Below are 12,928 nucleotides of genomic sequence, written 5' to 3'. Positions count from 1 at the left end.
CGCCCGGCGCGGCCCCGGCCCTACAATGGGAGCAGATGGCTCGCGCCGGCACCGTCACCCGACCCCGCTTCCCGCGAAACGCGGCCTACCTCGTGCTGATGCTGCTGGCGGCGGTCCCGGTCGTGGCCTTCGCGCTCGGGCCGCTGAGCAGCTCCAGCTTCAGCCTGCGGGGCCCGGGCGGGCCGTTCCTCGCCTTTTCGGCGGGGGTGCTCTCGTTCGTTTCGCCCTGCGTGCTGCCGCTGGTGCCCATCTTCCTCGCGCAGATCTCCGGCGCGAGCATCGTCGATGGCCGGCTCACGGCCAGCCGCCGGGTCACCTTCACCCACGCTGTCGCCTTCGTAACCGGGCTCTCGCTGGTGTTCATCGCCCTCGGGGCAGCTGCCGGGCTGTTCGGTTCGTACGTGCTCGTCGATAACCAGCAGCGGCTGGGCGAAATCGCCGGGGCCGCGCTCGTGCTGATGGGCGTGCTCGTGGTCCCGCCGCGGGGCCGCGCCGACCCGCTCAGGTCGGCCCTCCTGCTGGTGGTCCTGACCGGCGTCTTCGTCGTCCTCGCCGAACTCGGGGACCTCCACAACGATCGCGCCCGGCTGCTGGCGCTGGGGGTGGTGCTGCTGGTGGTCTGGCTGCGGTTCGCCGGCTACCTCCAGCTCGCGTTCTTCCAGCGCACCTTCGAAGTGCGCGTCGGGGCGAACCACGGCGTGAGCTACCTGCGCTCGGCCTTCGTCGGCGGCGCCTTCGCGCTGGGCTGGACGCCGTGCGTCGGGCCGATCCTTGGGGCGATCCTGACGCTGGCCGCCACCTCCGGCGAGGCGCTGCAGGGGACGTACCTGCTGGCCTGGTACGCGGCGGGCATGGCCGTGCCGTTCCTCATCACCGGGCTGATGGTTTCGGACGCCACTCGCGTGCTGAAGCGGATCCAGCGCTACGGGCCGGTGCTCGAAGTGGTCAGCGGGCTGATGCTAATCGTGGTCGGCGTGCTGCTGGTGAGCGGGCGGCTGACGGCGTTGAACGAGTTTTTCACGTTTGCCGAGTTCAACCAGGGGCTGTGAGGGTTGGCGGCGCGGGGCATGCTGTGGAGTGCCCGGAACGGGTGGGCATGGTAGGCTAGGCGGTGGAGCGACGTGGCGCGTTCGTCTAGAGGCCCAGGACGCCACCCTTTCAAGGTGGAGATCAGGGGTTCGAATCCCCTACGCGCTACCAACTATTGAATCGCGACAGGGGGCCTGAAATGTCCAGGCCCCTCAGTATTTGGCGACGGTTAGCTTCCCTGCGGTCCCGCGGCCCGGGAAGACTTCCCGGGGCGTGAGATCTGCTGCCCCGCCGCCCTCCGGCATCCGCCTGGCTTTAGCAGCCGAGCTGGCGGGCGAGATCCGCGAGGAGCGCGACGCTGCGTTCGAGAGCGGCGACCTCGTCGGGGGCCAGCCGCGGCTGGAGCGCGTGCTCCCACCCTCCGCGACCGACGACGCGCGGCAGGGAGAAGGTGGCCTCTTCGGCCCCGTACAGGCCCCGGCTCAGCCCGCTCACGGTGTAGACGCGCCGCTCATCGAGCAGGATGGAGGCGGTGAGGTGGGCCAGGGCGGCGCCGATGCCGAACGCCGTCGCGCCCTTCCCGGCGATGATCCGGTAAGCGGCCCGCCGTACGCCGTCATCAATCTGCGCGCGCACGGCATCGTCGAGCGGCTGCCCCCGCTGCGCGGCGAACTCAGCCAGCGGGACCCCGCCCACAAGCGCGCTCGACCAGGCCAGCACCTCCGAGTCGCCGTGTTCGCCCAGCACGTAGGCGTGCACCGACTGCGGCGCGACCTGCAGCAGCCCGGCCAGGAGCGCCCGAAAGCGCGCACTATCGAGCACGGTGCCGGAGCCGAGCACCCTGCCGGCGGGGAACCCGGAGGCGCGCAGGGCGACCTGCGTCATGATGTCGACCGGGTTGGTGGCCACCAGCAGCACCGCCTGCGGCGCGGCCCGGGCGACCTGCGGCACAAGCTGCTGGAACAGTGCCGCGTTGCGGCCCAGCAGGTCGAGCCGGCTTTCGCCGGGCTCCTGCGCCACGCCGGCCGCCAGGATGACGACCGCCGCGCCCTCGAGGTCGTCGACGCTGCCGGCGCGCACCACGGCGGGGTGCCCGAAGGGCGTCGCGTGCAGGAGGTCCTCGGCCTGGGCCGCGGCGAACTGATCGCGGATATCGACCAGCACGATCTCGCGGGCCGGCCCCTGCAGCGCCAGTGCGTACGCTGCCGCCGTTCCGACCTGACCCGCGCCGACGATGCCAACCTTCACGCTCCGATCGTGGCACCGCCGCGGCCGGCGGGGGTTAAAACCCGGTGAACCGTTGGCCGCGCCCCCTCCCCGGCCCTACCACGCATCGACGTACGGGCGCTTCTTGCCGTCGCGCGGGGGCGTTGGGCGCAGCGAATCGAGCAGGCCGGCCACCCAGGCGCGCGACTCCGCAGGGTCGATGGCATCGTCGACTTCGAAGAGCGAGGCCTGGTTGAGCGCCTTCCCGCGTTCGTACGCCCGCGCCACCATCTGCTCGTAGAATCGCCGGCGCTCGTCCGGGTCGGCGATGGCGGCCAGTTCGTTGCGGAAGCCGAGCTTGACCGACCCCTCGAGCCCCATGCCCCCGAACTCGGCCGTGGGCCAGGCCACGGTGAAGAGCGAGTGGTGGTAGCTGCCGCCGGCCATGCCGATGGCGCCGAGCCCGTAGGCCTTGCGCAGGATGATGGTGAAGATCGGGACGCTGAGGTTCGCCCCGGCCAGGAAGAGCCGGCTGGCGTGGCGCACGAGCGCGGTCTTTTCGGCCTCGGGCCCGACCATGATGCCCGGGGTGTCGCAGAGGAAGAGCACGGGCAGGTCGAAGGCGTCGCAGAGCTGCAGGAAGCGGGCGGCCTTATCGGCGGCGTCGGCATCGATGGCGCCGCCGAGGTGGGCGGGGTTGTTCGCCACCACGCCGATCGGCCGGCCTTCGATGCGCGCGAGCGCGGTGATCATGCCCACGCCGAACTTCGGCCGCAGCTCGAGCACGGAGCCGACGTCGCACAGGAGCTCGACCGCCCGGCGCACGTTGTAGACCCGCAGCCGATTCTCGGGCACGACGGTGCGCAGCAGCCGCTGGTCGTGGGCCTCCCAGGCCGGGAGGCGGCCCTGGAAGTAGCCGAGGTACTGCTTCGCGACCTCCACCGCCTCGGCTTCGTCGCGGACGAGGATGTCGATGACGCCGTTCGGCACCTGGACCGCGACCGGACCGATCTCCTCGGGCGCGAAGATGCCGAGCCCGCCGCCCTCGATCATGGCGGGGCCGCCCATGCCGATGTTGGCGTCCTCGGTGGCGATGACGGCATCGCAGCAGCCGAGCAGGGCCGCGTTGCCGGCGAAGCAGCGGCCGGTGGTGATGCCGACGATCGGCACGAGGCCGGAGAGCTGCGCGAAGCGGGTGAAGGTGGGGGGCGAGAGTGCGCTCGCGACGATGTCGGTATCGCCGGGGCGGCCGCCGCCGCCTTCGGCGAAGAGGATGAACGGCAGCCGCCCACGTTCGGCCACATCGATCAGGCGGTCGGTCTTGCGGTGGTTCTGGCCGCCCTGGGTGCCGGCGAGGACGGTGTAGTCGTAGGCCATGATGGCGCAGCGCGATGCGGGGTCGCCGAAGAGGTGGCCGTTGACGCTGCCGACGCCGGTGATGAGGCCATCGGCGGGAGTCTTCTCGATGAGCTCTTCGAGCGAGCGCCGGGCGCGCTGGGCGGCCAGCACGAGGGGGCCGTATTCGATGAAGGTGCCGGGGTCGCAGAGGTGCGCGATGTTCTCGCGGGCGGTGCGGTGGCCGCTCGCGTGGCGGCGGGCGACGGCATCGGGGCGCCGCTCATCGCGGGTGCGGGCCCGCCGCTCGAGGACCTCGGCGAGGTCGGGCCGGATGTGGTCGAGGTCGATGGTCTCCTGCTGCTCGTCTGCCTGCTCGTCGACGGCGGCCGGTTCGATGACGGCGATGACGGCGCCTTCGATGACCGGCACGCCCGGGGCCAGGTCGACCCGCAGGACCGTCCCGGGGCACGGCGCGGCCACCTCGTGCTCCATCTTCATGGCTTCCATGACGGCGACTGGCTGCCCGGCGCGAACGCGGTCGCCGGGCTGCACCAGCACGCTGATGAGCGTGCCCTGGAGGGGCGCCCGGACCGCGGCCTGGCCCTCCTCTACCTCGTCCCGGCGCGCGGGCCGCGCGTCGCCCCGGGCAGCTGCTTTGCCGTAGGCGAGCACCGCCAGGGGGTCGGAAGTATCGATGACGGCGCCGGCGATGGCGGAACCGGGGGACTCGGCCGGGGCGCTGGCCGGGCCAGCCGGCACCGGGGCCGAGGCGGCCGCCAGGGTCGGCGCGTGGTCATCGATGAGGCGGGTGGCGAGGTCGCCCGCGCGCACCTGCGGGAGCTCGAGCAGGGCCATGAGGAAGCCGAGGTTGGTCTCCGGCCCGTCGATGGCGAACTCCCGCAGGGCGCGGCCGGCCCGGGCGAGGAGGCGTTCGTACTGTCCCGAGGGTTCGCTGACGATGACCTTGGCGAGGAGCGAATCGAACGCGGGGTTGACGGTCATACCGGGCCGCGCCGCGGTATCGACGCGCACGAACGGCCCGGCCGGCGGTTCGAAGGCGCGCAGGGTGCCGCTTGCCGGCAGCGCCTGGCCGTCGGGGGTCATGCGCTCGGCGTTCACGCGCAGCTGGACCGCGATGCCGCGGGCGGGAGGGGGCTCGGCCAGCGCGAGGTCGGCGAGGGTGGCGCCCCCGGCGATATCGAGCTGGGCGCCGACGATGTCGAGGCCGGTGATGGCCTCAGTGACCGTGTGTTCGACCTGCAGACGGGCGTTGGCTTCGATGAAGTACCAGGGCGAATCGTCGGTGAGCGGCCCGGCGGCATCGATGAGGAACTCGAACGTCCCGGCGCCGCGGTAGTCCAGGCGGCGCGCCATCGCCAGGCTCGCGGCGAGGAGGCGGTCGCGCAGGCCCGGGGGCAGGCCCGGCGCGGGCGCGAATTCGACCACCTTCTGGTGCCGGCGCTGGAGGCTGCACTCCCGCTCCCAGAGGTGGACCACATTGCCGCGGCCGTCGCCGAGGACCTGCAATTCGACATGGCGTGCCCGCTCGAGGTAGCGCTCCGCGTAGAGCGCGCCATCGCCGAAGGCCCGCGCGGCTTCGGAAGCGGCCCGTTCGAAGGCGGATGCGAGCTCATCCTCTGCCCGGACAACGCGCACGCCGCGGCCGCCGCCCCCGGCGACCGCCTTGAGCAGCATCGGCGCGCCATCGAGGCTGGCGAGGAAGGCCCGGGCGCCGGCAGGGTCGAGGACATCGGTGCCGGGGATGGTGGGGACGCCGCACCCGGCGGCGAGGCGGCGGGCGGCCACCTTGTCGCCGAGGAGGACCAGCGTGTCCGGGGTCGGGCCGACGAAGCGCAGGCCGGCCTCCTCCACGGCGCGGGCGAAGTCGGCGCGCTCGCTCAGGAAGCCGTAGCCGGGGTGGATGGCGTCGGCCTGCGCCTCGCGGGCGGCCTGCACGATGGCGGGGATATCGAGGTAGCCGCCCGCGCCAGGGGTTGGGAGGGCGACCGCGCTGTCCGCGTGGCGGGTGTGGGTCGCCCCGGCGTCATCTGGGGTGAAGACGGCGACCGTTTCGATGCCGCGGTCGGCCGCGGTCCGCATGATGCGAACGGCGATCTCCCCGCGGTTGGCAACGAGCAGGCGTCGGATGGGCATGGGCAGGTCGACCGGGTAGGGTGCTCGAAGCATACCGGGCGACGGCGGGATGTGCAGGGCGGCCCTTTTCGTTCGAACAGGGTTCGGCTACTGTGCCGGCGGAGGGTATGCGGATGCGCTGTCGGCTGTTATGGCTCGGCGCGGTTGCCGGGCTGGCGATTCACCTTGCAGGGCTCGGCTGGGACGTGTACCGGCACGCATCGGATGCGACGCTGGCGCAGCGGGAGGATGTGCTCTCGCTGGGGAATCCCAGCCACCTGCTAATCGTCGCCGGGATGGCCCTGGTGGCAGTCTGCCTGCTGGGCATCGGCGTGGCCTGGATGCACGAGCATCGCTTCGGCGGAGAGGGGCTGGCGGGGTCGCTGCTGCGCGGCGCCGGGCTGCCGGTGCTCGGCGTGGCCGCCGCGGGCTCGATCTGGCTCGCCTCGCGGGCGGACGACACGGGCCACGACCACGCCCTGGCGCACGACCACTCCGCAGACCACGCAGTGGTCGCGCTCGACCCCGCCCTGGCGCGGGTCGTTGGCGCGGCTGCCGCAGAACGGCTGGCGAGCGTCGCCCACAGCCACGATGCCCCGGCCTCACCCGGCGAGGACCCGATGGGCGAAGGCTCCGCGCACCACCACCATGCAGAGGTGGCGGTGACCGCGGAGCAGCTGGAGGCCGCAGCGGCCTTCGTGGCCCGGCTCCGTTCGAGCATCGCCCCGTACGAGGACATCCGCCGGGCGATGGCCGACGGCTACATCCAGATAACGCAGGACCTGCCCGGCATCGCGGCCCACTTCATCCGGCTCGATTACCAGCGCGACGGCCGCCAGATGGACCCGGAGCACCCGGAGGTGCTGCTCTACACGAAGCGGCTCGACGGCACCTGGCGGCTTGTCGGGGCGATGTTCCTCGCGGAAGGCGTCACCGAGGAGCCGCCGTCGTACTTCGGGGCGCTCGATGCCTGGCACTACCACGAGAACCTCTGCTTCGTCGGCAACGGTGTCCAGGTGACTGCCAGCCGCGAGCAGTGCCCGGGCGTCTTCGCGCCGAGGACGCCGTGGCAGCTGCACGTGTGGACCTTTCCCACGGCGGGCGGGGTGTTCGCGCACGACATGCCGGAGATAAGCCCCGGCGCCTTTGCGGGGGCGACGCTGCCGGCGGCGCAGGAGCTGCGGCTGCAGGCGCGCTGAGGCGTTCTTGCCGTCGAGGCGGGGCGCCCGGGCTAGGAGGTCACGGCGCCGCGGGACGCGCTCGAGACCTGGGCGGCGTACTTGGCGAAGACGCCGCGGGTGTACTTCGGCGGGCGCGGCTGCCAGGCGGCGCGGCGCCGCTCGAGCTCGGCGTCGTCGACGTGGAGGGTCAGCTTCCGGTTGGGGATATCGAAGCTGATGGTGTCGCCTTCGCGGACGAGCGCGATGGGCCCGCCGACCGCTGCCTCGGGCGCGACGTGGCCCGCCATCAGCCCCCGGGTGGCGCCGCTGAAGCGGCCGTCGGTGAGCAGGGCGACCGATTCGCCGAGGCCTTCGCCGACGAGCGCGGCCGTGACGCCGAGCATCTCGCGCATGCCGGGGCCGCCCTTCGGCCCTTCGTTGCGGATGACGACGACGTCGCCGGCGTGGATCTGCCGGTTGGTAACCGCCTGGAAGGCATCCTCCTCGCATTCGAAGACGCGTGCGGGGCCCTCGTGGTACAGCCGCTCGTGCCCGGCGACCTTGATCACGCAGCCCTCGGGCGCGAGGTTGCCTTTCAGGATGACGAGCCCGCCGGTGGGCTTGAGCGCGCGCTCGACCGGCAGGATGACGTCCTGGCCGGGGGTCTCGACGGCCTCGGCGGCTTCCTCCGCGATGGTGCGCCCGGTGACGGTCATGACATCGCCGTGCAGCTTGCCGGCTTCGAGGAGGCGCTTCGCCAGCAGGCGGGTGCCGCCGGCCCGGTCCATATCGAGCGCGACGTAGCGGCCGCCGGGCCGCATATCGCCGATGAGGGGCGTCTGCGCGGAGATGCGGTCGAAATCGTCGATATCGAGGGGGACGCCGACCTCGTGTGCGAGGGCGAGGAGGTGGAGCACGATGTTGGTCGAGCCGCCGGTGGAGGCGGCGCAGATGATGCCGTTTTCGAGCGCCTTGCGGGTAATGATGTCGCGCGGGAGCAGGCCGCGGTTGAGGACGTCCATCACGAGTTCGCCGGCGCGGAAGGCGACCTTGCGCTTGCGGTCATCGGTGGCGCCGACGGTGGTGCTGCCCATGGGCGAGAGGCCGATGAACTCCATCGCCGTAGCCATGGTGTTGGCGGTGTACTGGGCGCCGCAGGCCCCTGCGCCGGGGCAGGCCGCATCGACGATCTCCTCGAGCTCCTCCTCGGAGATGGTGCCCGCAGCCTGCTGACCCACACCCTCGAACACGTCCTGGATGGTGATATCGCGCCCCTTATAGCGCCCGGGCGCGATGGAGCCGCCGTAGAGGATGAGGCCCGGGATGTTGAGGCGGGCGAGCGCCATCGAAGCGGCCGGGATGGTCTTATCGCAGCCGACGATGATGACGGCGGCATCGAACGAGTAGCCCACCGCCGCCAGCTCGATGGAGTCGGCGATGAGCTCGCGGGAAACGAGCGAAGCCTTCATGCCCTCGGTCCCCATCGAGATGCCGTCGGAGATGGAGATGGTGTTCACCTCCATCGGCGTGCCGCCGGCCGCGCGGACGCCGGCCATCACCTCGGCCGCGAGTTCGCGGTGGTTGAAGTTGCACGGCATGGTGCCGATCCAGGAGTGGGCCACCATGACCAGCGGGCGCTTGAGGTCGTCGCTGGTGAAGCCGACGGCCTTGAAGTACGAGCGGGCGGGTGCCCGGCCCGGGCCGTCGACCAGGATGCGGCTGCGTGCGCGGGGGTCGTAGGTCATGGCGCTCTCCGGTGCTGCGTTGGTTGAATCAACTCTACTCCCGCTCCGGCTCCCGTTCGACCCTGCGTGAGTTGCTCATCGAAACCGGGTCTCGCCAGTGTGCTATAGTGCGGCTATGCGAAGGACCAGCTTTGCCGAGATGCCCTGTTCTGTCGCCCGCACGCTCGAAGTGATCGGCGAGTGGTGGACGATGCTGGTCATCCGCGAGGCGTTCAACGGTGTCCGCCGCTTCGATGACTTCCACGAGCGGCTGGGCATCGCGCGGAACGTGCTGGCTGCCCGGCTGCAGCGGCTCGTCGAGCACGGCGTGCTGGAGCGCCGGCAGTACCAGGACCGGCCGCCCCGCTGCGAATACCGCCTGACCGAAAAAGGGCGCGACCTCTACCCCGTGCTGATTGCCATGCTGGCGTGGGGCGACCGCTGGATGGCGGGGCCCGAGGGGCCGCCGGTGCGGCTGACTCATGCGTGCGGCCACGAACTGGGCGCCGTGATGGTCTGCGGGGGCTGCGGCGAACCACTCGACCCGCGCCGCGTCCGCGCCGAACGGCAGGCGCCCGCGCCCGTCTCCGCGGACTGACGGCAGTCGGCGCAACCCCCTCAGTCGCCTTCGAGCTCGAGCGGCTCCGGAGGCGGTGCTGCCTCCCGCTGGCGGGGGCGCGGGGGGACCTGCACCTCGTGCCGGTAGGGAATTTCGATCCCTTCGCGGTCGAACCGGTCCTTGAGCCTGCGGCGGAGTTCGCCGGCTAGCTCCCACTGCTTGAACGCCTTGACATCGCCGACGACTTTCAGTTCGACGCCGTCATCGGCCAGGCGGTCGACCCTCACAACCTGCGGGGTTGACAGGACGTCCTCCGGGCGGTCGGCGGCCAGGCGCTCGCATTCCTCGTTGACGATGGGGATGACCCGCGAGAGGTCCTCTTCGTAGGCCACCAGCACATTGAGATTGATGCGGGCGAAGCCCTGGGTCATGTTGGTGGCCACCGTGATGGCGCTGTTGGGGATGATGTGGACGTGGCCGTTCAAATCGCGCAGGACGGTGCGGCGCGGGGTGATTTCAATGACCTGCCCGCTGACGCCCGCCACCTGGACGACATCGCCGACGGCGTACTGGCCTTCGACGAGGATGAACAGGCCGTTGATCACGTCCTTGATCAGCGTCTGCGCGGCGAGGCCGATGGCCAGCCCGGCGACGCCGACCCCGGCGATGAGGGCCGAGACCTGCACCCCGAGCTGGTCCAGGACAATGGCGGCGCCCAGCAGGGCCAGGAAGATGTTGAACAGCCACCCAAGGGTCGACATGAGGGTGTTGACGCGCCGCTCGACAACCTCGGGGTCCTCGGCGCGGACCTTCGCGGCCCGCAGCGAGGCGCCCAATACCACCCGGCCGAGCACCCGCTGCACGACGATGCGCGTGATGACGAGCCCGGCGACGACGAGGACGACCGTGAGCCCGTTGGTCCGGAGCCAGTCCTGCCACTCGTCGAGGCTGGTGGGCAGCAGGAAGGGGAGGTAGCCGGTCATACCGCCTCCATGCGTGCGTAGCTCTGGAGCAGCCGCCGGGTGCCGGCGGTGTCGAATTCGACGACGTACTCGATATCGCCGCCGTTGACCCTTGCGTCGGTCACCCGGCCCTCCCCGAACTTCGGGTGGCGGACGCGGGTCCCGGGAGGCCAGGCGGCATCGGTCGCGGGCGGCCGGTCGTCGATGGCAGGCGCGGCCTCGGCGGTTCCGAGGTAGCCACGTGAGCGGCCGCCATGGGGCGAAAGCAGCGTGGCCGGGATATCGGCGAGGAAGCGCGAGGGCGGGTTGACCGTGGAGCTGCCCCACGTCATCCGGCGGTAGGCGCGGGTGAGATAGAGCTGGTCCATCGCCCGGGTGATTCCGACATAACAGAGGCGGCGCTCCTCCTGCATCTGGAGGGGGTCATCGAACGACCGCTGGTGGGGGAGAATGCCCTCTTCCATGCCGACGAGGAAGACCACGGGGAATTCGAGGCCCTTGGCCGCGTGGAGGGTGATGAGGGTGACCGCGTTGGCGCCGCCATCGAGGGTGTCGGCGTCGGTGACCAGCGCGACATCCTGCAGGAAGGTGGCGAGGTCGTTGCCCTCGCCGGCCGTCTCTTCGTACTCGGCGAGGAGGGATTGCAGCTGGAGCACGTTCTCGAGCCGCTCGTCGGCGTCGTCGCCCTCCTGCAGGTAGCGAACGTAGCCGGTCGCGTTGAGGAGCCGTTCGAAGAGGTCGGTGAGCCGCCCGGTGCGGTGCTCGCGGAGGTCCTGGAGCATGGTGACGAACTGGCGGAGGGCGCCGGCGGAACGGCCCGTGACCTCCGGGAGGCTGCCCATGGCGGCGGCCTGGCAGGCAGCCCAGAGCGAACCGGCGCGGCCGGCCTGTTCACGCAGGCGCTCGACGGTGCGGTCGCCGATGCCGCGTCCGGGGACGTTGATGATGCGGAGGAGGCTGGCTTCATCGGCCGGGTTGTGAATGACCCGCAGGTAGGCGAGGAGGTCGCGGATTTCGCGCCGCTCGTAGAAGCGGACGCCGCCGACCAGCCGGTAGGGGATGCGGTGCCGGACGAGCGCCTCTTCGAACGCGCGCGACTGGGCGTTGGTTCGGTAGAGCACGGCGAAATCGGCGTAGGCCCGGCCCGCGCGGACCTGGCGGCCGATTTCGGCGGCGACGAACTCGGCCTCCTCCTCGTCGTTGTACGCCTCGTAGGTGGCGATGGGCGTGCCGCCGGCCCGTGCGGTCCAGAGCTTCCTCGGGTGCCGCCCCGGGTTGCGGGCGATGACGGCATCGGCGGCGGCGAGGATGGGGCTGGTGGAGCGGTAGTTCTGCTCGAGGAGGTGGATGGCGCAGCCCGGGAAGTCCCGCTGGAAGTGCTCGACGTTGCGGATGTCGGCGCTGCGCCAGGAGTAGATGCTCTGGTCGGGGTCGCCCACCACGGTGATGTTGCGGTGCACCGAAGCCAGCTGGCGGGCGAGCTCGTACTGGGCCCGGTTGGTGTCCTGGAACTCATCGACCAGCACGTGGCGGTAGCGCCCGGCCCACTTCTCGCGGAGCGCCGGGTCCCGGAAGAGGTCGATGGCCCGCAGGAGGAGGTCATCGAAATCGACCGCGCCGGCCCGGCGGAGGGCGGCCTGGTAGAGCTCGTAGGCTTTCACTGCCACCTCGTCCTGGTAGGTGCGGGCCTGAGCGCGGAAGGCTTCCGGGCCCAGGAGCTCGGCCTTGGCGGCGGAGATGCGCGCCAGCAGCGAGCGCGGCGCAACCTGGCGGGGGTCGATGCGGAGCTCCTCCAGGACGCGCTTCATCACCCCGAGCTGGTCGCTATCGTCATAAATCGAAAAGTCCGCGGGCAGGCCGACGGCCTCGCCATCAATGCGGAGCCAGCGTGCGCACATGGCGTGGAAGGTGCCGAGGTGGAGGGCGGCGGCGTCTTCGCCCATGAGGGCGGCCGCGCGCTGGCGCATCTCGCGGGCCGCCTTATTGGTGAACGTGACGGCGAGGATGTTCCAGGGTGGAACGCGGCGCTCCCGCACCAGCCACGCGATCCGGTGGGTGATGACGCGGGTCTTGCCGCTGCCCGGGCCGGCGAGAATGAGCACGGCGCCATTGCCGTGGGTGACGGCGGCGCGCTGGGCGTCGTTCAGCCCGGCGAGGAGGTCGGCCGGCGCGAGCGGGGGTTCCACGGCCGCCATCGTAACATTCGATCATCCGCCTGAGCGATTCGCCGGCTGCATCTTGGCAGCGGCTGCGGTAAGGTGATGCGGGGCGCGCGCCGCCGCGGAGCTGCACATGTTCGATTCCTGGCCCGGGGGCTCCTGGGAAGCGACCGTCCGCTACCTCGCCGCGGTCATCATCATCTACCTGGCGGCCGTGTGGGTCGCCCTGGTGTTCTGGACATACCGCGATATCCGCCAGCGCAGCCGCGACCCGGTGATCCAGACGGTCGCGGTGCTGCTGGTGCTGCTCTTCTTCCTCCCGGGGCACTGGGTGTACCTGATTGTGCGGCCCCGCTACACGCTGACCGAACTCTACGAACGCTCGCTCGAAGAAGAGGCCCTGCTGCAGGAGCTGGAAGACCAGAAAGCCTGCCCCACCTGCCGGCGGCGCGTGCAGGATGATTTCCTGGTCTGCCCGTCGTGCCGGACGCAGCTGAAGGAGCCGTGCCGCCAGTGCGGGCGTCCGCTGAGCTACGCGTGGGTGGCCTGCCCGTACTGCGGGCTGGAGAAGGCGCCCCGGGAGGGCTACGGCGCGCGGCCGGCCCGGGCACCGCAGGCCCGGCAGTTCGCGGCGCCCGGGGCACAGCCGCCCCGCCAG

9 protein-coding genes and 1 tRNA gene are annotated in these 12,928 nt (G+C 71.3%); 5 read left to right on the top strand and 5 right to left on the bottom strand.

Translation table 11 applies throughout. The features are described from left to right. The first annotated feature begins 35 nt into the window (after positions 1 to 35). Positions 36 to 1,049 (top strand): cytochrome c biogenesis CcdA family protein, encoded by a 1,014-nt coding sequence (locus VAE46_RS09735; RefSeq protein ID WP_322796740.1) that lies wholly within the window; start codon positions 36 to 38, stop codon positions 1,047 to 1,049. Positions 1,050 to 1,123: 74 nt separating this feature from the next. Continuing rightward, positions 1,124 to 1,200, top strand: a tRNA-Glu gene (locus tag VAE46_RS09730). A 144-nt stretch (positions 1,201 to 1,344) separates the two neighbouring features. Here VAE46_RS09730 and VAE46_RS09725 read toward each other — a convergent pair. Next, on the bottom strand, positions 1,345 to 2,277 hold the full coding sequence (locus VAE46_RS09725) for an L-lactate dehydrogenase (RefSeq protein ID WP_322796739.1): 933 nt from the start codon (positions 2,275 to 2,277) through the stop codon (positions 1,345 to 1,347). Positions 2,278 to 2,352: 75 nt separating this feature from the next. Next, positions 2,353 to 5,727 (bottom strand): carboxyl transferase domain-containing protein, encoded by a 3,375-nt coding sequence (locus tag VAE46_RS09720; protein ID WP_322796738.1) that lies wholly within the window; start codon positions 5,725 to 5,727, stop codon positions 2,353 to 2,355. 107 nt (positions 5,728 to 5,834) lie between these two features. On the opposite strand from VAE46_RS09720, the gene VAE46_RS09715 reads away from it, so the two are divergent. Beyond that, complete coding sequence (locus VAE46_RS09715; RefSeq protein WP_322796737.1) at positions 5,835 to 6,905, top strand: hypothetical protein; 1,071 nt, start codon at positions 5,835 to 5,837, stop codon at positions 6,903 to 6,905. 32 nt (positions 6,906 to 6,937) lie between these two features. On the opposite strand, the gene ilvD is transcribed toward VAE46_RS09715, so the two are convergent. Beyond that, positions 6,938 to 8,611, bottom strand: a complete 1,674-nt coding sequence (ilvD, locus tag VAE46_RS09710) for a dihydroxy-acid dehydratase (protein ID WP_322796736.1) — start codon at positions 8,609 to 8,611, stop codon at positions 6,938 to 6,940. A gap of 115 nt (positions 8,612 to 8,726) precedes the next feature. Between ilvD and VAE46_RS09705 the strand changes: the two genes are divergently transcribed. Next, positions 8,727 to 9,188, top strand: coding sequence for a winged helix-turn-helix transcriptional regulator (locus VAE46_RS09705; RefSeq protein WP_416223961.1), 462 nt, complete (start codon positions 8,727 to 8,729; stop codon positions 9,186 to 9,188). A gap of 20 nt (positions 9,189 to 9,208) precedes the next feature. Here the strand turns inward: VAE46_RS09705 and VAE46_RS09700 are convergent, their stop codons facing one another. Further along, positions 9,209 to 10,132 carry a mechanosensitive ion channel family protein gene (locus tag VAE46_RS09700; protein ID WP_322796734.1) on the bottom strand — a complete coding sequence of 308 codons (924 nt, stop codon included), beginning with the start codon at positions 10,130 to 10,132 and terminating at the stop codon, positions 9,209 to 9,211. Next, positions 10,129 to 12,297 (bottom strand): ATP-dependent helicase, encoded by a 2,169-nt coding sequence (locus tag VAE46_RS09695; RefSeq protein ID WP_322796733.1) that lies wholly within the window; start codon positions 12,295 to 12,297, stop codon positions 10,129 to 10,131. The genes VAE46_RS09700 and VAE46_RS09695 overlap by 4 nt, the downstream gene beginning before the upstream one ends. Positions 12,298 to 12,403: 106 nt before the next feature. Here VAE46_RS09695 and VAE46_RS09690 point away from each other — a divergent pair. After that, positions 12,404 to 12,928 (top strand): zinc ribbon domain-containing protein (locus VAE46_RS09690; RefSeq protein WP_322796732.1); only part of this gene is annotated, 525 nt, incomplete at its 3' end.

Source organism: Tepidiforma sp., from assembly GCF_034433535.1.
Lineage (GTDB): Bacteria > Chloroflexota > Dehalococcoidia > Tepidiformales > Tepidiformaceae > Tepidiforma.
Note: the sequence above shows the minus strand (reverse complement) of the source record. Positions and strands in the feature narration are given on the sequence as shown.